The following is a 21482-nucleotide window of genomic DNA, read 5'->3' on the forward strand; positions in this document are numbered from 1 at the left end:
TTGCACATTTTGCTCATTTTTCCGCTCCGTCCTCGCGCGTAGAATACCCGGCATACTCTCAGTCACGAGGACAAATAATGAGCAACATTTTGATTATCAACGGCGCAAAAGAATTTGCGCACTCTAAAGGCCAACTGAATGACACCCTGACCGAGGTCGCGGATGGTTTCCTGCGCGACGCCGGGCATGATGTTAAGGTCGTGCGTGCGGACAGCGAGTATGACGTGAAGGCGGAAGTGCAGAACTTCCTGTGGGCCGACGTGGTGATTTGGCAGATGCCGGGCTGGTGGATGGGCGCACCGTGGACGGTGAAAAAGTACATGGACGACGTCTTCACCGAAGGTCACGGTTCACTGTATGCCAGCGACGGCCGCACCCGTTCAGACGCGTCGAAAAAATACGGTTCCGGCGGTCTGATTCAGGGCAAAAAATATATGCTTTCCCTGACCTGGAACGCTCCTCTGGAAGCCTTCACCGAAAAAGATCAGTTCTTTGAAGGCGTGGGTGTCGACGGTGCGTATCTGCCGTTCCACAAGGCGAACCAGTTCCTGGGGATGGATCCGCTGCCGACCTTTATCGTCAACGACGTGATTAAAATGCCGGACGTCCCGAGCTATATCGCAGAATATCGCAAGCATCTCGCGAAAATTTTTGCTTAACTGGTAGCCTGGAATTAAAGGAGTAGTAACCATGCTTACAGTAATCGCAGAAATCCGTACTCGTCCAGGTCAACATCACCGTCAGGCGGTGCTGGATCAGTTCGCGAAAATTATCCCAACCGTACTGAAAGAAGAAGGCTGCCACGGCTACGCGCCGATGGTGGACGCCGCTACCGACGCAAGCTTCCAGGCCACCGCGCCAGACTCCATTATCATGGTTGAGCAGTGGGAAACCGTCGCCCATCTTGAAGCGCATTTGCAGACCGCACATATGAAAGCGTGGAGCGATGCGGTGAAAGGTGACGTGCTGGAGACCCACATCCGTATTCTGGAGCAAGGGGTTTAAGTTCGTGGAATTTGCCGGGTGGCACTGCGTTTACCCGGCCTACAAAACCTGAACCGTAGGCCCGGTAAGCGTTAGCGCCACCGGGCTTTTTTAGCACCTTAAACCTCAACTGCTATGCTTATTCTGACTTCATGATTAACAGGAGGATGGAATGGGTCTTTTTAACTTCGTAAAAGAAGCAGGCGAAAAGCTGTGGGATAACCTGACCGATCATAAAGGCCAGGGCGACAAAATCACCGAGCACCTCAAGAAACTCAACATTCCCGGTTCAGACAAAGTCCAGGTTAACGTTACCGACGGCAAGGCCAGCGTAACGGGCGACGGGCTGACCCAGGAGCAGAAAGAGAAAATCCAGGTCGCCGTCGGGAACATCGCGGGCGTCAGCGAAGTGGAGAACAATATCACCGCGACCGATGCCAAAGATGAAGCCACCTACTACACGGTAAAATCCGGCGATACCCTGAGCGCCATCTCCAAAACCGTGTACGGCGATGCCAACCAGTACAACAAGATTTTCGAGGCCAATCGCCCTATGCTCTCCAGCCCGGATAAAATCTACCCGGGCCAGACGCTGCGTATTCCTAAAGCGTGATCAACGAGTCGGGGTTACCCCCGACTGTTTTTAACCGCTTTTCTTCCCCGGCTTTAACCCACGATGCAACTCATTGATACGCTTCATCGACTTAATGGTGCGCTGCGGCTCGGTGGAGGCAACGGATAAAACAATCATCTCCAGACACAGCAGCACCGTGCCATGAAGCGGGATTTTACCCTTCTCTCCGCCACGCGGGACGTGGATAACCACGCTGGCCTCTTTACTGAATTGTGAGTCGGTGGCATTGGTCAGCAAAACGGTGGGGATCCCCAGGCGTTTCGCCTCGCGCAGCGTGGTTTGTCCTTCCCGATGCGCAGATTTTTGCGCCATCATGATCAGCACATCGCCGCGCTGGAGCCCAATCAACTGTTCCGCAAGCCCTATCCCGGTACGGTTGAGCGGCATGGCGGGGAGTCCCATCCGGCTGAACAATCTGGCAGTGTATTCGGCCAGAATCCCGGACGCGCCAATACCAAATAGGGCAACCTGCCTCGCCTGAGCCAGCAGTGAGACCGCCTGCGCCATTGCGAGGCGGTTGTGGGGTTCAGACAAGACGTTACAGGTATGCTGGTGCCCCTCCAGCACGAAATCAATGCTCGCATTGACGTCGCTGGTAAGCGTATTCACCGTGGTGGAGATCTTTTCGCTGGAGGTCACCACCGGACCAAACCACTGCTCCAGCGTCTGCTTGAGATCGCGCAATCCACCAAAACCGAGTGCCTGGATGGCGCGGACGACGGTAGCATCCGACGTTTTAAGCAGCGTCGCGATCTCCATCGCCGTCTGTTCCATCACCGCTTCACGATTTTCATTGATATAGCGCGCCACCAGCAGCAGCCGCGGCGTAAGCTGGTGCGCCCGCGAGCGGAGGCGGTCGCCGAAAACATCGACTTTTCGGCTCATCGTGACGCCTCCGGCAAAGGACGTCCGGCAATCTGCGACTGCACCTGCGCGGCCATGAGCCCTAACGAGGCGAACGAGTTCGAGATGGCCTCTTCGCGCGAGATCAGTACATAGTGGCCGGTTCGGCAGGCATTCAGGAACTGACACCAGCCGGGCATGACCGCATCCATTGCTGCCAGCTCATCCTGCGGTTTGCCGCCTGTATCCCCGCGCCAGGTAGCGAAAACGAAATCAGCATCCAGCTCCGGCAGCCGTTCAGCACTGACGTCAATCCGTCCGCCCTCCGGGATGGACTCAATCAGCGGCGGGAAGGTAAACCCGGCATCACGCAGGACGCGCCCCAGCGAATGGTAGCTGTGCATGGCGTTGATTTTCCCCTGATTAGCCTGAATCACCGACACGGTGATTTTGCGTGTGTCGATAGTCGCCTTCAGCGCCTTGATTTGTTCCTGATAGCGGCGTTCAAGAACCTTGAGCCGCGCCTGCGTGCCCGTCAGCTGCGCCAGTTTGCGGTAGATCTCCGGCGCGCCGCCGTCGAGATGATCGATACTCACCGTCGGGGCTATCTTTTCCAGCTGCTCTAACGGCGTGTTGCGGGTCGGTTCGGTAATGATCAGGTCCGGTTTTGCCGCGGCGATGGCCTCAATGTCGATATCGGCAGTGCCGATAAACTTGATGTCGGAATTATCGAAGTCGACGCCGGTCAACATGCCGCTGGACCGCAGAAAGTGGCTACCGTCCGGTCGCGTGCGGCCATGGCTCGCCACGGGCGGTACGCCAAGCTCAATCAGTGGAATGGTGATATCCAGATCGTGTAACGAGACGATCCGTTTCGGATGTACCGGTACCACCACTTTCCGGTTCAGATCGTCCGTAAACGTCTGGGTCGGCTCGGCCGCACCCACCGCAAAGCCTACCAGCAACAGCATCGCAAACAGTACGCGCATCATAGTCTCCTAAAATCTGTCCCGACGCTGCCAGAGCAGCAGCAGGAAAAAGGGTCCGCCAATCAGTGAAATCACAATGCCCGCAGGCAGCTGCAGCGGGAGGAATGCCAGCCGCCCGACGTTATCCGCCAGCAGCACCAGCAGCGCCCCCAGCACGGCGCTTCCCGTCAGGAGCGCGGTTTGCCCGCCGCGCAGCAGCAGGCGCGCCATATGTGGCGCAATGAGCCCGACAAAACCAATACTGCCCACGCAGGAGACGCAGGCCGCCGTCAGCACCACCGGGGCGAGAACGCGCAGCAGCGCCAGTCGGTTCGTGCGCACCCCCAGCCCCGCCGCCGCGTGGTTGCCGAGCAGCGCCACGTCGGCAGCGCGGGCGGTTAATAACAGCAGCGCAAATGCCGGAAGCGACCAGGCCGCCGCAATGCTGACCAGCGTCCAGTTTGCCGCGTGCAGGCTTCCCGCCAGCCATAGCATCGCCGTCTGCACGTCGCGCACGTCCGCCGTGGTCATAAAGACGCCCATTGCCGCGGCGAAGGCCCATGAAACGCCGATGCCGATCAGAATGAATCGTGGACGCGAAATATCACGCGCCAGGGCCACCACCAGCAGCGCAGTGAGTAGGCCTCCGGCTATGCCGACCAGCGGCCGCCATCCCAGTCCCAGCGCCGGAAACTGAAAAATCAGCAGCAGTACCGCCGCGCTACAACCCTCTTTCACGCCGATAAGCCCCGGGTCCGCCAGGCCATTGCGGGTAATGGACTGCATTGCCGCGCCAGCCATGCCGAGCATCGCGCCGCACAGTACCGCCATCAGCAGGCGCGGCAGACGGATATCCATCACGATGTAGTGCGTCTCTGGGGTCAGGCTTTCGGGATAAAACAGCGCCCGCCCAATGGCGGATGCGGGGACGGGAAGCGAGCCGTGCGTCAGGCCAAAAGCGGTTAGCAAGCAGGCCGCCAGCGTCAGGACGGCCAGGCACACCAGCGCTTTTGGACGAACCAGCGCCGAGAAAGCCCCCACGCGTAACGCACGCAATCCAGCCCGGTTCATTTGAACATCCTTGCAGCCATGAAGATAAAGACGGGCGCGCCGACCAGGGCAGTCATGATGCCGGTTGCCAGCTCCCAGGGCGTAAACAGCGTGCGGGCAGCAATGTCCGCCAGCAGCAGAACCAGTGCCCCGCACAAGGCAGAGAGCGGCACCATCACGCGCAGATCGACCGACACCACACGGCGAATGAGCTGCGGCACCACAAGGCCGATAAAGCCAATCGGCCCGGCGAGGGAGACCGCCGCCCCGCAGAGCAGCGCGATAGAAAGCAGAGCGAGCAGGCGGGTTTTCAGCAGCGACACGCCCAGCCCCTGCGCCATCCTGTCGCCCATCGCCAGCATATTGAGCGAGGGCGATAACCCGAGCGCCAGCACAAACCCCATGGCCGCCACCCACAGGGCAGCGGCGATCGTTTCACCGCTAAGCCCTGCTAAATCTCCCGCCAGCCAGGTCCGCATGGCGAGCAGCGTCTGTTCATCCAGTATGAGCACCGTGGCGGTAATCGACGCGGCAAACGCCGACATCGCCACGCCGCACAGGGTCACCTTCATCGGCGTGAGTCCGGCGCGGCCGGACGAGGAGAACATCAGCACCAGCAGAAACAGCGCAGCGGCGCCAGCGGCGGCAATCAGCGGGCGTCCAAACGGCAGCGTTAGCCCAAGCGCGCTCGTCAGTACCACCGCCAGTGCCGCCCCGGCATTGAGCCCCAGAATATGCGGTTCGCCAAGCGGGTTGCGGATCACGGATTGCAGCAGCACGCCCGCGACGCCGAGGGCAGCACCTGTCACCATCGCGCCGCAGAGACGCAGCAGCCGCAGTTTGATAATGATGTTATGGTCGAAATTACGCGGGTCGAAATGGAAGAAGGCCTCCACCACCGTCTTCGGGGCGATAAAACGCGCACCGATACCCAGATGCGCAATCGCGCCCATCGCCAGCAGCAAGGTGAAAAGCAGGAAAGCCAGAGAGGTGCGCATCATGGCTGTTCCGTGACCTGGCGGAACGGCATAAAGAACGGTTTGCCGGTCAGCGGATTGATGGACATATGCACGTCGACATCAAACACCGCTTTAATCAGCTCCGGCGTGCAGACGTCGCCCTCATGTAATACGCCCTCCACTTTTCCCTGGCGTAAAAAGACCAGTGAATCACCATAATTCACGGCGAAGTTAAGGTCGTGCAGCACCACTACCACGGTACGTCCATTCGCGCGGGTCAGCGTATGCAGCAGTTCGAGGATTTCAACCTGGTAGCGGAGATCGAGGAAGGTGGTCGGTTCATCCAGCAGGATATACGGCGTCTGCTGCGCCAGCGCCATGGCGATCCAGCAGCGCTGACGCTGGCCGCCGGACAGGCTTTCGACGGGCATATGGGCAAACTCCGCCGTGCCGGTCAGGCGCAGCGCCTCTTCCACCGCCCGCTCGTCTTCGTCGCTCCACTGGCGCATAAAATTCTGCCACGGAAAACGCCCGCGCGAGACCAGCTCGAAAACGGTTAACCCTTCCGGCAGTAGCGGCGACTGCGGCAGGATGCCAAGCTGGCGGGCGACCGCTTTCGTCGGCTGCGCGTGGATTGCCTTGCCGTCGAGAACGGCCGCGCCGCCCAGCGGCTGGAGTAAGCGCGCAATCGTACTCAGCAGCGTCGATTTTCCGCAGCCGTTCGCGCCCACCAGAACGGTTATTTTCTGCTGCGGGATCGCAAGGGAGATATCATCAACGATGATTTTTTTCTGGTAACCGGCAGAAAGATTCTCCAGAACCAGTCCCGATTTTTGGGTGTTGTGAGCCACGTGAATGCCAACGTAATGAAAAACAGCAATAAATATAAATAAAAATCATTCTCTTTTGAGAGTTTGCCGCCGCGTCATGTAGTAGTCAAGTGAAGAAATACCCTTGAAAAACCAGGGGTAACGGGGCATTGATACGCGATACAAAACACAAATAAGTATCTATTTTTCAATCAATTAAATGGTTAACCTTTTGTATTTTCGTCACGTTTCGCCTGTGTAGCCAATTTTTATCTTTTTTCATTTACTACTACATGCCTGCATGATTGAATGATTCTCAATTACATGTTCGATGCCGGTTCTGGCTAACGAGCAGACCATTAAGGGCAATGACTCACACATTCTTCCGTGAAGGTGATTCACGGATATTTCGGGATAACAGATGTAATGGCTACGTTCACACCTTCACTCTCTGGGGTAAAAGGGCGCGCGCTCTTTTCTCTGCTGTTTATCGCACCGCTGGTACAGGCCGCAGACGCTAATACGGCTAAAGACGGCGAAACGCTTACCGTTATCGCCGATCCCACTGCCGTGGCGGAGGCCACCAACGGCTACCAGCCGCTGAACACCTCCACCGCGACGCTGACCACCATGCCCATGCTGGATATCCCGCAGGTGGTGAATACCGTCAGCGATAAAGTGCTTGCGGATCAGCACGCTACCACGCTCGATGAAGCGCTGTATAACGTCAGCAACGTGGTTCAGACCAACACCCTGGGCGGTACGCAGGATGCCTTTGTACGCCGTGGATTTGGCGCGAACCGCGACGGCTCGATCATGACCAACGGTCTGCGTACCGTCCTGCCGCGTAGCTTCAACGCCGCTACCGAACGCGTGGAGGTGCTGAAAGGCCCGGCCTCAACGCTTTATGGCATTCTCGATCCGGGCGGCCTGATTAATGTCGTCACTAAACGCCCGGAGAAAACCTTCGGCGGCGCAATTTCTGCCACCTCCTCCAGCTTTGGCGGCGGCACCGGACAGGTTGACGTGACCGGCCCGATTGACGGGACCCGTCTGGCGTACCGCCTGACGGGGGAGTACCAGGACGAGGACTACTGGCGCAATTTCGGTAACGAACGCAGCACCTTTATCGCCCCCTCCTTGACCTGGTTTGGCGATGATGCCACGGTGACCGTGCTCTATTCCCACCGCGACTATAAAACGCCGTTCGATCGCGGCACGATCTTCGACCTCAACACCAAACAGCCGGTGAACGTCGATCGCAATACCCGTTTTGACGAGCCGTTTAACATCACTGACGGGCAGTCCGATCTCGCTCAGCTTAACGCGGAATACCACCTTAATAGCCAGTGGACCGCGAAGTTCGACTACAGCTACAGCCAGGATAAATACAGCGATAACCAGGCCCGCGTAATGGCCTACGATGCCAAAACCGGTAACCTAACCCGTCGCGTGGATGCGACCCAGGGCTCAACCCAGCGCATGCACAGCACCCGCGCGGATTTGCAGGGCAACGTGGATATCGCGGGCTTTTACAATGAGATCCTGACCGGCGTGTCGTATGAAAATTACGATCTGCTGCGTACGGACATGATGCGCTGTAAGAACGTCAAAGGTTTCAATATTTACCATCCGGTTTACGGCAAACTCGACAAGTGTACAACCGTCTCCGCCGCTGACAGCGACCAGACGCTGAAGCAGGAGAGTTACTCTGCCTACGCGCAGGATGCCCTGTACCTGACCGATAAATGGATCGCCGTCGCCGGGATGCGCTATCAGTATTACACCCAGTACGCCGGTAAAGGCCGTCCTTTCAACGTTAACACCGACAGTCGCGACGAACAGTGGACGCCAAAGCTGGGGCTGGTTTACAAACTCACGCCGTCCGTTTCGCTGTTTGCTAACTACTCCCAGACGTTTATGCCGCAGTCGTCCATTGCGAGCTATATTGGCGACCTGCCGCCGGAAACGTCGAATGCCTACGAAGTGGGCGCAAAGTTCGACCTGTTCGACGGGGTTACTGCCAACATCGCGCTGTTTGATATTCACAAACGCAACGTGCTGTATACCGAAAGCATCGGGGGCGAAACCATCGCCAAAACCGCGGGCCGCGTGCGTTCTCAGGGCGTAGAGGTGGATCTCGCCGGGTCGCTGACGGAGAACACCAACATTATCGCCAGCTACGGCTATACCGACGCGAAAGTGCTGGAAGACCCGGACTATGCGGGTAAACCGCTGCCAAACGTGCCGCGCCATACCGGTTCTCTGTTCCTGACCTACGATATTCATAATGCGTTTGCCGGGAATACGCTGACCCTCGGCGGCGGCGGGCATGGCGTGAGCCGTCGCTCAGCGACCAACGGTGCGGATTGTTATCTGCCGGGCTATTTCGTGGCGGATGCGTTTGCGGCGTACAAGATGAAGCTGCAGTATCCGGTGACGCTGCAGGTCAACGTGAAGAACCTGTTTGATAAGACCTACTACACGTCATCTATCGCGACCAATAATCTGGGCAACCAAATCGGCGATCCGCGTGAAGTGCAGTTTACGGTGAAGATGGAGTTTTGATGTAAAAAAGCCCGGTAGCGCTCACGCTTACCGGGCCTACGATCCATTCCCTCTCCCTGTGGGAGAGGGTTAGGGTGAGGGCATCAGGCCTCAATATCCGCCATATCACCCTTCTCCTGCAGCCAGTTACGTCGGTCTTCCGAACGTTTCTTGGCAAGGAGCATATCCATCATGGCATTCGTTTGCTGTTCGTCTTCGTCGCTGATGGTCAGCTGCACCAGACGGCGCGTATTCGGATCCAGCGTCGTTTCACGCAGCTGCATCGGGTTCATCTCACCCAGCCCTTTAAAGCGCTGGACGTTAGGTTTGCCCTTCTTACGCTTCAGCTGTTCCAGCACGCCCGCCTTCTCTTCTTCCGTCAGCGCGTAATAAACCTCTTTGCCGAGGTCGATACGGTACAGCGGCGGCAGCGCCACGTGGACGTGACCGTTTTTCACCAGCGTGCGGAAGTGCTTCACGAACAGCGCGCACAGCAGCGTGGCAATGTGCAGACCATCGGAGTCCGCATCCGCGAGGATACAGATCTTGCCGTAACGCAGCTGGCTCAGATCGTCGCTGTCAGGATCGATACCGATCGCTACGGAAATATCATGCACTTCCTGCGAAGCCAGCACTTCATCTGAAGAGACTTCCCAGGTGTTCAGGATCTTACCCTTAAGCGGCATGATCGCCTGATATTCACGATCGCGCGCCTGCTTGGCCGACCCGCCCGCCGAGTCCCCTTCCACGAGGAACAGCTCGGTACGGTTGAGGTCCTGTGCGGTACAGTCCGCCAGCTTGCCCGGCAGCGCAGGGCCGCTGGTCAGCTTTTTACGTACCACTTTCTTCGCCGCACGCAGACGGCGCTGGGCGCTGGAAATCGCCATTTCAGCCAGCATCTCTGCCGCCTGAACGTTCTGGTTCAGCCAAAGGGTAAAGGCATCTTTCACCACGCCGGAGACGAACGCCGCACACTGACGTGACGACAGACGCTCTTTGGTCTGGCCGGCAAACTGCGGATCCTGCATCTTCACGGAGAGCACGTAGGCGCAGCGATCCCAGATATCTTCCGCCGACAGCTTCACGCCGCGCGGCAGAATGTTGCGGTATTCGCAGAACTCGCGCATCGCATCCAGCAGGCCCTGACGCAGGCCGTTGACGTGCGTACCGCCAAGCATGGTGGGAATCAGGTTGACGTAGCTTTCCGTCAGCAGCTCGCCGCCTTCCGGCAGCCACAGCAGCGCCCAGTCCACCGCTTCAGTGTCACCGCTAAAGTTACCGACGAACGGTTTTTCCGGCAGCGTCGGCAGGCCGTTTACCGCTTCGCACAGATAGTCATTAAGACCATCGGCGTAGCACCAGGTCTGCTCGGTGTTGTTGACGTGATCGGTAAAGGTGATTTCTACGCCGGGACACAGCACCGCTTTCGCTTTCAGCAGGTGCGTCAGGCGAGAAACGGAAAAACGCGGGCTGTCGAAGAAGCTTTCGTCTGGCCAGAAGTGGACGCTGGTACCGGTGTTGCGTTTGCCGCACGTGCCGACAACCTGCAGGTCCTGCACCTTTTCGCCGTTTTCAAACGCGATGTTATAGACCTGACCGTCGCGACGGACGTTCACTTCCACCCGTTTGGACAGGGCGTTAACCACGGAGATCCCCACGCCGTGCAAACCGCCGGAGAACTGGTAGTTTTTGTTGGAGAACTTACCGCCCGCGTGCAGACGACACAGGATCAGCTCAACGGCAGGCACGCCCTCTTCCGGGTGGATGTCCACCGGCATGCCGCGCCCGTCGTCGATAACTTCCAGCGACTGATCGGCATGCAGGATGACGTCAACGCGTTTGGCATGGCCCGCCAGCGCTTCGTCCACACTGTTATCAATAACTTCCTGGCCCAGGTGGTTTGGGCGCGTTGTATCGGTGTACATCCCCGGGCGGCGGCGAACCGGCTCAAGCCCGGTGAGGACCTCAATGGCATCAGCGTTATAGGTTTGCGTCATGATTTAAACTAGCAATTCGCATTGATTGTCAGTGGCTGTGCAGTCCAAGAAAATCGACAATCTGGGTGAAATGATTCTCAAAGCCCGTGAAAGCATGGTTTCCGCCTTCTTCTATAGTCTGGCGGCAGGATGCGTAATACGCCACTGCCTGGCGGTAATCCAGCACTTCATCACCCGTCTGTTGCAGCAGCCAGATGAGATCCGGCGCTTCAAGCGGGTCGACCTGCATAACTTTGAGATCGTAAATATGGCGTGACTCTAGCACATATTGCTGCCCGGTGTAGGGGTTCTCGTTTTCACCAAGAAAGTCCCTCAGCAGCTCAAATGGCCGTACCGCCGGATTCACCACAACGGCCGGCAGCATAAAGCATTGCGAGAGCCAGGTGGCGTAGTACCCGCCCAGCGATGAGCCGACCACACCAAACGATTCACCGCCGTGTTCAAGCACGATGGATTCGAGCATTTCCGCCGCCTCCGCCGGATAAGGCGGCAGCTGCGGGATAATCATCTCAACATGGGGGTGATGCTCGCTCAGCCACTGGCGAAACTGTGTCGCTTTTGCGGAGCGCGGCGAGCTGTTGAATCCGTGCAGATAAAGGAGAGTAGACATCAATAGCCTTCTGAAGCGGTATCTGGTCGGAATTGCGCGCCTGCCAGACGGCAGACTTCCGTGGTCAGCGTGCCGTCGGCATGCAGTTCCAGCCAGCGCCAGCCTGGCGCGATAGTATCCAGCGTAAAGTTGGCACAGTGCGGTTTAAATTGCACGCAGGTCGACGGCGTCGCCAGCATGCGGCGCCCGTTCCAGTCGAGATCCTGTTCCTGATGAATGTGTCCGCACAGCAGATGTTTCACGCGGGGGAACTTCGTCAGCACGCGATCCAGCGCGGCGGAGTTACGCAGGCTGTGTTGATCGAGCCAGCTGCAGCCCGCCGGGAGCGGATGATGATGCAGCAACAGCAGGGTATGACGTTCAGGTTCGGCAGCCAGTTTGGTCTCCAGCCAGTCGAGTTGAAACTCGCTTAACTCACCGTGCGGGACGCCAAATACCTGGCTGTCCAGCAGCAGGATCTGCCACTTTTCACCCGCAAAAACACACTTCGCCGGAGAAATCCCAGCGTCCTGGAGCGAGCTGTACATCGCGGGCTGGAAATCGTGGTTTCCCGGCAGCCAGACGCAAGGCACGCTAAAGCTCGCGATGCCTTCAGCAAAATGCTGGTAGGCCGCGGAGGATTGGTCCTGCGCCAGATCGCCTGTTGCAACTATCAGATCGCAGTCGCGATGTTCAGCGTGAATGGCGCTAAGTACTGCCTGATAGCTCTCCCAGGTATTCACCCCGAGCAGCGTCTCATGCTTTTCGGCAAAAAGGTGGGTATCGGTGATTTGTAATATCCTGACTGGCGCCCCACCAGCAACAGTCAGGTTCAACAGGCTTTCCAAATGGTGTCCTTAGGTAGGTTTATGACGCTAACAAACCGGAATCGCCATTGCTCCATGTGCTAAACAATATCTTAGCCAGTCGGCTAAAAACTGGTTAATTTGATGCTTTTCGTCGCGTTGATGCAACTTTTTATTCGGGTAATCATACCGCGCCTTGAAGCGAAAGATCTGCTGACTCGAACACACTTCAGCGACCATCGCATCATGATAGAGGCGCACCGTCATTGACGGCAGGCTCCAGTAGCTAATGCTGGGCGCCGTTTGTTCAATTTCGACCAGCGTAGTGTAGCGCGTTGATTCTGTTATCGTTAACCGATACTGCGCATTGCTCACCTGATAGCTTACCGTTTCGCCGGGTGCGTCATTTCTCGGCAGCAGGCGGCGCAATTGTGCGAAATTGGTTTCGCACAGGCGCATCATTTCTGGGAAGTCAGGTGTATAGCGCTTCATTTTTTCCACTCGTTTCGTAATGTCTGATAATGCAGTTGCAGCCATTGCAGGGCAATGACAGACGCTGCGTTGTCGATTTTCCCCTCTTCTACCCACTGATAAGCCTGTTCCCGGCTCACCACATGAACCCGAATATCTTCGTTTTCATCAGCCAGACCGTGGATCCCTTCCGCCGTCGTGGCGTCCACTTCGCCCACCATGATGGACAAGCGCTCGCTGGTGCCCCCCGGGCTCGCCAGATAACTCAACACCGGTTTTGTACGACCAACCACCAGCCCGGCCTCTTCCAGCGCCTCGCGGCGGGCGACGTCTTCAACCGTCTCGCCCTCTTCGATCATCCCGGCCACCATCTCCAGCAGCCACGGGCTCTCACTGACGTCATACGCGGCGATGCGGATCTGCTCCACCAGCACAACTTCATCACGCACTGGGTCAAAGGGTAGCAAGACAGCCGCATGCCCGCGCTCAAAAATTTCGCGTCTGATTTCGCCGCTCATTTCACCGTTAAACAGGCGATGCCTGAAACGGTAAAGATCCATTGAAAAAAAACCGCTATAAAGCGTTTCTCGTGCAATAATTTCTACATCGTTTTTGGCGAATGTCACGGGCAACTTTTCTGGTTTTTGCATGAGTCGAGTCCTGGTAGCAATGGTGATGAAATTGTGAATTTCAAGGCTGTTTGGCTGCCGTTTGTAAGGCTATATGGTAGATTGGTGCAAATTACCGCCAGATGGCACGTAACGCCAACCTTTTGGTGTGGATGATTCTGTTAGAATCGGCAATTATTTTTTAATTAGATCAGCGCTAATACTGCTTCACAACAAGGAATGCAAATGAAGAAATTGCTCCCCATCCTTATCGGCCTGAGCCTGACGGGCTTCAGTGCAATGAGCCAGGCGGAAAACCTGTTACAGGTCTACCAGCAGGCACGTCTGGGCAACCCTGATTTACGTAAATCAGCGGCCGATCGTGATGCTGCGTTTGAAAAGATTAACGAAGCGCGTAGCCCACTGCTGCCACAGTTAGGTTTAGGTGCAGATTATACCTACAGCAACGGTTTCCGCGACGCTAACGGCGTTAACTCCAATGCTACCAGCGCCTCACTGCAATTAACACAGACGCTGTTTGATATGTCCAAATGGCGTGCCCTGACCCTGCAGGAAAAGAGCGCGGGTATTCAGGACGTCACCTATCAGACCGATCAGCAGACGCTGATCCTGAACACGGCCACCGCGTATTTCAACGTGCTGAGCGCCATCGACGCGCTCTCCTACACTGAAGCGCAGAAACAGGCGATTTACCGTCAGTTGGATCAAACCACCCAGCGCTTCAACGTGGGTCTGGTGGCGATCACCGACGTACAAAACGCCCGTTCACAGTACGACACCGTGCTGGCTAACGAAGTGACCGCGCGTAATAACCTCGACAACGCGCTCGAAGCGCTGCGTCAGGTCACCGGCAACTACTATCCTGAGCTGGCCTCTCTGAACGTGGACAGCTTTAAGACGGATAAACCGCAGGCGGTTAACGCGCTGCTGAAAGAGGCGGAAAACCGCAACCTGAGCTTGCTGCAGGCGCGTCTGAGCCAGGATCTGGCCCGCGAGCAAATTCGTCAGGCGCAGGACGGCCACCTGCCAACCCTGAGCCTGAGCGCATCTACCGGCGTCTCTGATACCAGCTACAGCGGCTCTAAAACCAATACGTCACAGTATGACGACAGCAATATGGGCCAGAACAAAGTGGGCCTGAGCTTCTCTCTGCCGCTGTACCAGGGTGGTCAGGTTAACTCGCAGGTGAAACAGGCGCAGTACAACTTTGTTGGCGCGAGCGAGCAGCTGGAAAGCGCGCACCGCAACGTGGTGCAGACCGTTCGCTCTTCCTTCAACAACGTGAACGCATCTATCAGCAGCATTAACGCCTATAAACAGGCCGTGGTGTCTGCACAGAGCTCCCTGGACGCGATGGAAGCCGGTTACTCCGTGGGTACACGTACGATTGTTGACGTGCTCGACGCGACCACCACGCTGTACAACGCGAAACAGCAGCTCTCCAGCGCACGTTACCAGTACCTGATTAACCAGCTGAACATCAAACAGGCTCTGGGTACGCTGAACGAGCAGGATCTGCAGATGCTGAACAGCACGTTGGGCAAACCGGTTTCAACCTCGCCAGAAAGCGTCGCGCCTGAGAACCCGGATCAAGTTGCCGCCGTTGATAACTTCAACGCTAACGGTAGCACCCCTGCGGCACAGCCAGCCGCCGCGCGTAGCACGGCCCCCGCAAGCAGCGGTTCTAACCCGTTCCGTCATTAAGCATTGCCCGATGGCGCTTCGCTTATCGGGCCTACTTAATCGTAGGCCGGGTAAGCGAAGCGCCACCCGGCGCAAAATCACACCCGAACGTAAGCCAACGTAAAGATCCCCCTGATTCCGCCCCTCTTCGCTTCATTTTCAACCACTCATCCTCTATCCTGAGCGTTATTACCACTGGGTCCTGGAAGACAAATATGAAACGGACAAAAACGATTAATCACGCGTCGTTCCGCAAAAGCTGGAATGCGCGCCACCTCACGCCTGTTGCGCTGGCGGTTACGGCTGTCTTTATGCTGGCAGGCTGTGAGAAAAACGACGAAACGGTTTCGCTGTATCAAAACGCAGATGACTGTTCCGCTGCAACCGGTCAGGCCGCAGAATGTAAGACGGCGTACACCAATGCGCTGAAAGAAGCGGAACGCACTGCGCCGAAGTATGCCTCACGTGAAGACTGTGTGGCGGAGTTTGGTGAAGGCCAGTGCCAGCAGACGCCAGCTCAGGCAGGTATGGCGCCGGAAAATCAGGCGCAGGCGCAGTCCAGCGGCAGCTTCTGGATGCCATTAATGGCAGGTTACATGATGGGCCGCCTGATGGGTGGCGGCGCGGGTTACCAGCAGCAGCCGCTGTTTAGCTCGAAAAACCCGGCCAGCCCGGCCTATGGTCAATATACCGATGCCAGCGGCAAAGGCTACGGCGCAGCAACCCCGGGCCGTACCGTGACCGTTCCGAAAACCGCAATGGCGCCGAAACCTGCGACCACCAGCACCATCACTCGCGGTGGGTTTGGTGAGTCTGTGGCGAAACAGACCAGCATGCAGCGCAGTGCGTCAGGCACCTCTAGTCGCTCAATGGGCGGCTGATCATGGAACGAGTCAGTATTACCGAGCGCCCGGACTGGCGCGAAAAAGCGACCGAGTACGGGTTTAACTTCCATACCATGTACGGGGAACCGTACTGGTGTGAAGATGCTTACTACAAGCTCACGCTCGCTCAGGTGGAAAAGCTTGAAGACGTGACCGCAGAACTGCACCAGATGTGCCTGAAGGTGGTGGAGAAAGTCATCGACAGCGACGAGCTGATGACCAAATTCCGCATTCCAAAGCACACCTGGAGCTTTGTCCGTCAGTCATGGAAAACGAATCAGCCTTCGCTCTACTCTCGTCTCGATCTGGCATGGGACGGCGTGGGCGAGCCTAAGCTTCTGGAAAACAACGCGGATACGCCAACCTCTCTGTACGAGGCGGCATTCTTCCAGTGGATTTGGCTGGAAGATCAGATGAACGCCGGAAACCTGCCGGCAGGCAGCGACCAGTTCAACAGCCTGCAGGAGAAGCTTATCGCGCGTTTCGCCGAGCTGCGCGAACAGTTTGGCTTCAACCTGCTGCACCTCGCCTGCTGCCGCGACACGGAAGAAGACCGTGGAACGGTGCAGTATCTGCAGGACTGTGCCGCCGAAGCCGACGTGGCGACTGAATTCCTTTATATCGAAGATATCGGTTTGGGAGAAAAAGGTCAGTTTACGGATATGCAGGATCAGGTGATCAGCAACCTCTTCAAGCTCTATCCGTGGGAATACATGCTGCGCGAAATGTTCTCCACCAAGCTGGAAGATGCGGGCGTGCGCTGGCTGGAACCGGCATGGAAAAGCATTATCTCTAACAAAGCTCTGCTGCCGATGCTGTGGGAAATGTTCCCGAACCACCCAAACCTGCTGCCAGCGTATTTTGCAGAAGATGATTTCCCGCCGATGGAGAAATACGTCGTTAAGCCGATTTTCTCCCGCGAAGGCGCGAACGTGTCGATTATCGAAAATGGCAAAACGGTGGAAGCGGTTGAAGGACCGTACGGCGAAGAAGGGATGATCGTCCAGGCATTCTATCAACTGCCGAAGTTTGGCGACAGCTATACGCTGATTGGCAGCTGGCTGATTAACGACCAGCCCGCCGGGATTGGCATTCGCGAAGATCGTGCGCTGATCACGCAGGATCTGTCACGGTTCTATCCGCATATTTTTGTGGAGTAAGATCTGCCGGGTGGCGGCTTCGCCTGACCCGGCCTACGGTTTTGTAGGCCCGGTAAGCGTAGCGCCACCGGGCATGTTTTCACCCTACCTGCACCGACAGCATACTCAGACTGCCCATCTCAATACCGTCGACCGGGAGTGTCACCGGCTCCTGACCATCCCACGCGCCAAGAACGTACAGCAGCGGCAGGAAGTGTTCCGGCGTCGGGTTAGAGAGCGAACCGCCTTCGTGATCCAGATAGTTCACTAACGGGTGCTCTTCACCCGGTCCCTGCCAGGTCAGATTGGCTTTCACGTAATCGTTGAAAGCAGTAGCCCACGGGTACGGCGTATTTTCACCGTGCCAGCGTGCCGTGCGCAGGTTATGCACCACGTTGCCGCTCGCCACCAGCATGATGCCTTCGTCACGCAGCGTCGCCAGCTTACGCCCCATTTCCAGATGCCAGGCTGCCGGTTTGGTGCTGTCGATGCTGAGCTGCACCATCGGGATATCCGCATCAGGATACATCTTAATCAGCACGCCCCACGAGCCGTGGTCAAAGCCCCAGGCCTCTTTATCCAGCGCTACAGGAACAGGCGCCAGCAGTTCGACCAGACGCTCTGCCAGTGCAGGCGAGCCCGGTGCCGGATAGTGCGTGTCATAAAGGGCCTGCGGGAAGCCGCCAAAATCATGTATGGTTTTTGGCGTTTCCATGGCGGTCACGCCCGTTCCCCGGGTGAACCAGTGTGCAGATACCACCACAATCGCTTTCGGCCGCGGCAACGTTTCCCCAAGCTGACGCCAGGCGCGGGTATAGACGTTGTCTTCGAGAACATTCATTGGGCTTCCGTGGCCTATAAACAGGGCGGGCATACGGGAAGAAGTCATGATGATATCCTTACAGAAGGTGTTAATTTAATGGTGCTACATTACGCGCAATCTGGCGTAGATGAACGCAGATAAGCATGAAGATCATCATCAGGAAATTTGAACATCCGAAACAACATAAGAAAAAATGAATGTCAGTGATGAGATTGAACCTGATTCTGCGCCAGGCAACAGGCATCGGCGGTGGCAAACATACCAAAAATTAATAAATTCAATGAAAAAATAGTACTCACTGATAGCCTCGTTTTTTTACACGTATTTTTACATTTATTTATTTTCTGAAAGTCAACATTTAAATAAGACATTATTATCGCTAATATCAACATGTTCTCACGTGGATAAAAATCCATTTTTCGCTGTAAATCCGATATTAACGATCACTTCAAATTATATTTTAATATTGACTACATTTATTTTTAAGAGCAATTAATCGCACTCACTCTTTTTTCACAGGTATAATCTCATGGTAATTTTCTGAAAATTAATATTCAGAGTATGAATTCATTGGAAAAGGATATTTTCATGCATGCAGGTAAAAAAGCACTGTTAGCCGTTGCGATGGCAACAATTGTCTCTGGTTCAGCATTTGCCGCCGATCAGGGCTCCGGGAAAATTAAATTTAAAGGCGTTGTTATTGACGCGCCTTGCAGCATTGCACCAGACAGCGTTGATAAAGAGGTGGATCTCGGTGAAGTGACTACCGCCGTCATCAATGCAAACAAGAAGTCCACCCCCGTTGCGGTAGATATTAACCTGCAGAACTGCGTTCTGTCAGATCCCGACGATGAGACGGCGACGCCAATAACCAAAGTGGAAGTGACGTTCAGCAGCACCGCCACCTACGCATCAGATACCAGCCTTCTGAGCAACACCTATGCAAGCGGTGCTGAAAACGTCGGTGTCCGTCTGCTGGACAACGACGAAGCAAACATCACCCTTGGCTCGGCAAAAACGGTGGATCTGCTGCCTAATTCAGACACCCAGACGCTGCACTTTAAAGCGCGCATGGAAGTGCCAACAGGTACCACTGCCACCGCGGGCCAGGTTGAAGCTAACGCCAACTATGTGCTGATGTATAAATAACGATTAAACATGATCCGTTATACCGACTGGTAATGTTTACCAGTCGGCTTTTTTATTTATCCGAGTAACAGAATGATGAAAAATAAATCACAATCGATAATCATCATTACTGCCATCTTGCTTGCGCACGCCGCCTCTGCCACTGAATTTAATATTAATGCTATCGATAAAGATTTACGGTCGGGCATTGATCTCTCTCGCTTTAAAGAAGAGATGTCCGTTACGCCAGGGCGTTATTTTGTCACCGTCGCGATCAACGATATTCCACTGGCAAACGGCTGGGAACTGATCTGGAAAGAGGTTGATAACAAAGCCGAAGTCTGTATTCCCGCAGAACTGGCAGACACCTTTGGCCTTCAGGACACTGTTCGTAAGACCCTAACGCTTAAACAGGGCTGCGTGGATTTTACCCCGCAGGCGGATATTAAATTCCGCTTCGAGCAATCAACCCAAACGCTGCACGTCACCGTACCTCAGGCCATGATGCAATTTCGTCCGAACGACTGGATGCCCCCCTCCACCTGGGACAACGGCGTGGCCGGCGTGCTGCTGGACTACAACCTCTTTGCCAGCCATTATCAGCCGCAGGAAGGTAGCAGCACGGATAACGCGAACGCCTACGGAACCGCAGGTGCCAACCTGGGTGCATGGCGTCTACGTAGCGATTATCAGTACAATCAAACGCATGCCGAGGGAGGATCAACCCATAACGGCCGCTTCTCACGCGTCTATATGTTCCGTCCTCTGCCGACGCTTGGCGCGAAACTGACGCTGGGTGAGACAGACTTTCAGTCCGCTATCTTTGATGCCTTTACCTATACCGGGGCGTCGCTGATCAGCGATGAGCGCATGCTGCCCTGGTCTCTTCGCGGCTATGCACCGCAAATCGCCGGGATTGCGCAAACTAATGCCACCGTCACGGTGAGTCTCGCTGACCGCGTGATTTATCAAACTAAGGTGCCACCCGGCCCGTTTGTCATTCAGGATTTGAACCAATCCGTCCAGGGCACGCTGGACGTTAAAATTACCGAAGACGACGGCCGCGTGAGCACGTTTCAGGTGTCCGCCGCCTCCGTGCCCTTCCTGACGCGCAAGGGCCAGGTTCGATACAAGCTTGCCGTGGGCAAACCCCGCGAAGATGCATCGCATGCCCTTGAAGACAGTGCCTTTATGAGCGGCGAGTTCTCGTGGGGCCTGTTCTCCAACACCTCACTGTACGGCGGCACGCTCGCCGATGGCGATAACTATCGCTCCATCGCAGCGGGCATCGGGCAAAACCTCGCGCTGATCGGGGCCCTCTCCTTCGATGTGACTCAGGCGACCAGCCAGCTCCCGAACAAGCCCTCTCAGACGGGTTACAGCTATCGCTTCAACTACAGCAAACGCTTTGATACCACGGGAAGCCAGCTTACCCTGGCCAGCTACCGCTACTCCGACCCGCAGTTCCTCAGCTACGCACGCTTCCTGGACAGCGAAAATAATGACAGCCAGTCGGAAAAACAGACGTTTAGCATCACGGCCAGCCAGTACATTCACGCGCTGTCACTCAATCTCTACCTTAGCCTGCTCCGGCAAACCTGGTGGGACGAAGCGCCATCCAATACGGGCAGCCTGACCGCGGGGTATAACTTCGATCTGGGCCGCTGGAAAAACCTTGGCGTTTCGGCATCGTTCAGCAAAACCCACTATCAAGATCGTGAGGACGACAATCAGTTCTACCTGTCTCTCAGCGTGCCGCTGGATCCTGACCATCGCCTCAGCTATGACCTGCGCAACAGCGACAACCTGAGCCAGACCGTCTCGTGGTACGACACCTCTGATAAGAACAACACCTGGGGCGTTTCTGCCGGTACCGAAAGTCAGCAGACCGATGCAGGCGCGCAGTTCAGCGGAAACTACCAGCACTACTCCCCGCTCGGCGATCTCAACGTTTCCGGAAGTTATAAGGCGAATGACTACAGCTCCCTCAGCGCCAGCTGGAATGGGTCCTTCACCGGTACGGCAAAAGGCATGGCCCTGCACCGCCGCAGCTACGGCAACGAACCGCGTGTCATGGTGAGCACGGACGGCATCAGCAATATTCCGCTAAACATGTCGCGTGACCAGACCAACGCCTTCGGGATCGGGGTGCTTCCTTCGTTCTCCAGCTACTCACCGTCGAGCGTGCAGGTCAACCTGAACGATCTCCCCGAAGGCGTAGACGTGGATAACCGCGTCATGACCTCGACCTGGACAGAAGGGGCCATCGGCTACCGCCAGATCGCCACCCGGGCGGGAAATGATGTTCTGGGCATCCTGCGAACCGCATCAGGCATGCCGCCGCTGGGCGCGCGCGTCCAGATGGCGGATAGCGGTAAAGACGTGGGTATCGTCGCCGACGAGGGCCATGTCTGGCTGGGTGCCGTACAGCCCGAGCAGCAATTCCTGGTAACCTGGGGCGACGCCAGCCAGTGTCGCTTCACGCTACCTTCACACCTCACTAACCTTTCGCAGCTTATGCTGCCGTGTCAGTAAATTA

General features: G+C 56.3%; 20 protein-coding genes. 9 read left to right on the forward strand and 11 right to left on the reverse strand.

Features of this window, described 5'->3' with window-relative positions; translation table 11 throughout:
* The first annotated feature begins 77 nt into the window (after positions 1-77).
* The 3 genes from ACOTXR_RS05335 (at position 78) to lysM (ending at position 1597) form a co-directional block, all read left to right on the forward strand.
* Complete coding sequence (locus tag ACOTXR_RS05335) at positions 78-659, forward strand: NAD(P)H-dependent oxidoreductase (protein ID WP_014885247.1); 582 nt, start codon at positions 78-80, stop codon at positions 657-659.
* Between the two features lie 31 nt (positions 660-690).
* Positions 691-1005 carry a putative quinol monooxygenase gene (locus ACOTXR_RS05340; protein WP_008502984.1) on the forward strand — a complete coding sequence of 105 codons (315 nt, stop codon included), beginning with the start codon at positions 691-693 and terminating at the stop codon, positions 1003-1005.
* Positions 1006-1156: 151 nt separating this feature from the next.
* Positions 1157-1597, forward strand: a complete 441-nt coding sequence (gene lysM, locus ACOTXR_RS05345; RefSeq protein ID WP_014885249.1) for a peptidoglycan-binding protein LysM — start codon at positions 1157-1159, stop codon at positions 1595-1597.
* A gap of 30 nt (positions 1598-1627) precedes the next feature.
* Here lysM and ACOTXR_RS05350 read toward each other — a convergent pair whose 3' ends face one another.
* Genes ACOTXR_RS05350 through ACOTXR_RS05370 form a run of 5 tightly spaced genes read right to left on the reverse strand, consistent with a single transcriptional unit; the run spans position 1628 to position 6289 of the window.
* On the reverse strand, positions 1628-2503 hold the full coding sequence (locus ACOTXR_RS05350) for a MurR/RpiR family transcriptional regulator (protein WP_014885250.1): 876 nt from the start codon (positions 2501-2503) through the stop codon (positions 1628-1630).
* Complete coding sequence (locus tag ACOTXR_RS05355) at positions 2500-3450, reverse strand: iron-siderophore ABC transporter substrate-binding protein (RefSeq protein WP_058690386.1); 951 nt, start codon at positions 3448-3450, stop codon at positions 2500-2502. The genes ACOTXR_RS05350 and ACOTXR_RS05355 overlap by 4 nt, the downstream gene beginning before the upstream one ends.
* Positions 3451-3459: 9 nt before the next feature.
* Positions 3460-4500: a FecCD family ABC transporter permease gene (locus ACOTXR_RS05360; protein ID WP_045134830.1), complete on the reverse strand. Its 1041-nt coding sequence runs from the start codon at positions 4498-4500 to the stop codon at positions 3460-3462.
* Positions 4497-5480 (reverse strand): FecCD family ABC transporter permease, encoded by a 984-nt coding sequence (locus tag ACOTXR_RS05365; protein WP_014885253.1) that lies wholly within the window; start codon positions 5478-5480, stop codon positions 4497-4499. Before ACOTXR_RS05365 ends, ACOTXR_RS05360 begins: the two co-directional genes overlap by 4 nt.
* The gene (locus ACOTXR_RS05370; protein WP_058690387.1) at positions 5477-6289 is read right to left on the reverse strand and encodes an ABC transporter ATP-binding protein; all 813 of its coding nucleotides are present in this window, start codon (positions 6287-6289) and stop codon (positions 5477-5479) included. Before ACOTXR_RS05370 ends, ACOTXR_RS05365 begins: the two co-directional genes overlap by 4 nt.
* A 384-nt stretch (positions 6290-6673) precedes the next feature.
* Between ACOTXR_RS05370 and ACOTXR_RS05375 the strand changes: the two genes are divergently transcribed.
* On the forward strand, positions 6674-8815 hold the full coding sequence (locus ACOTXR_RS05375; RefSeq protein ID WP_058690388.1) for a TonB-dependent siderophore receptor: 2142 nt from the start codon (positions 6674-6676) through the stop codon (positions 8813-8815).
* 83 nt (positions 8816-8898) lie between these two features.
* On the opposite strand, the gene parE is transcribed toward ACOTXR_RS05375, so the two are convergent.
* The 5 genes from parE to nudF are packed head-to-tail and all read right to left on the reverse strand — an operon-like array spanning position 8899 to position 13307.
* Positions 8899-10791, reverse strand: a complete 1893-nt coding sequence (gene parE / locus ACOTXR_RS05380) for a DNA topoisomerase IV subunit B (protein ID WP_014885256.1) — start codon at positions 10789-10791, stop codon at positions 8899-8901.
* Positions 10792-10819: 28 nt separating this feature from the next.
* On the reverse strand, positions 10820-11401 hold the full coding sequence (gene yqiA, locus ACOTXR_RS05385) for an esterase YqiA (protein ID WP_023331317.1): 582 nt from the start codon (positions 11399-11401) through the stop codon (positions 10820-10822).
* Entirely contained in the window at positions 11401-12228 is an 828-nt protein-coding gene (gene cpdA / locus ACOTXR_RS05390; RefSeq protein WP_014885258.1) for a 3',5'-cyclic-AMP phosphodiesterase, read from the reverse strand. The genes yqiA and cpdA overlap by 1 nt, the downstream gene beginning before the upstream one ends.
* Positions 12229-12255: 27 nt before the next feature.
* Complete coding sequence (locus ACOTXR_RS05395; RefSeq protein ID WP_003862516.1) at positions 12256-12678, reverse strand: DUF1249 family protein; 423 nt, start codon at positions 12676-12678, stop codon at positions 12256-12258.
* Complete coding sequence (gene nudF, locus ACOTXR_RS05400; RefSeq protein ID WP_008502974.1) at positions 12675-13307, reverse strand: ADP-ribose diphosphatase; 633 nt, start codon at positions 13305-13307, stop codon at positions 12675-12677. Before nudF ends, ACOTXR_RS05395 begins: the two co-directional genes overlap by 4 nt.
* A 198-nt stretch (positions 13308-13505) precedes the next feature.
* On the opposite strand from nudF, the gene tolC reads away from it, so the two are divergent.
* From tolC to ACOTXR_RS05415, 3 genes are all read left to right on the forward strand, one after another.
* Positions 13506-14990 (forward strand): outer membrane channel protein TolC, encoded by a 1485-nt coding sequence (gene tolC, locus ACOTXR_RS05405; protein WP_086527700.1) that lies wholly within the window; start codon positions 13506-13508, stop codon positions 14988-14990.
* A gap of 194 nt (positions 14991-15184) precedes the next feature.
* A complete protein-coding gene (locus ACOTXR_RS05410; RefSeq protein WP_058690389.1) occupies positions 15185-15850 on the forward strand; it encodes a DUF1190 family protein in 666 nt (221 codons plus the stop codon).
* 2 nt (positions 15851-15852) lie between these two features.
* Entirely contained in the window at positions 15853-17013 is a 1161-nt protein-coding gene (locus tag ACOTXR_RS05415; RefSeq protein ID WP_023337808.1) for a glutathionylspermidine synthase family protein, read from the forward strand.
* A gap of 79 nt (positions 17014-17092) precedes the next feature.
* Here ACOTXR_RS05415 and ygiD read toward each other — a convergent pair whose 3' ends face one another.
* The gene (gene ygiD, locus ACOTXR_RS05420; RefSeq protein WP_014885262.1) at positions 17093-17881 is read right to left on the reverse strand and encodes a 4,5-DOPA dioxygenase extradiol; all 789 of its coding nucleotides are present in this window, start codon (positions 17879-17881) and stop codon (positions 17093-17095) included.
* A gap of 522 nt (positions 17882-18403) precedes the next feature.
* Here ygiD and ACOTXR_RS05425 point away from each other — a divergent pair.
* Both ACOTXR_RS05425 and ACOTXR_RS05430 read left to right on the forward strand, forming a co-directional pair.
* A complete protein-coding gene (locus ACOTXR_RS05425) occupies positions 18404-18964 on the forward strand; it encodes a fimbrial protein (protein ID WP_014885263.1) in 561 nt (186 codons plus the stop codon).
* 75 nt (positions 18965-19039) lie between these two features.
* Entirely contained in the window at positions 19040-21478 is a 2439-nt protein-coding gene (locus ACOTXR_RS05430) for a fimbria/pilus outer membrane usher protein (protein ID WP_058690398.1), read from the forward strand.
* Positions 21479-21482 lie beyond the last annotated feature (4 nt).

The sequence above is a fragment of the Enterobacter cloacae complex sp. IR53030 genome (genome assembly GCF_049238365.1).
Classification (GTDB): domain Bacteria; phylum Pseudomonadota; class Gammaproteobacteria; order Enterobacterales; family Enterobacteriaceae; genus Enterobacter; species Enterobacter kobei.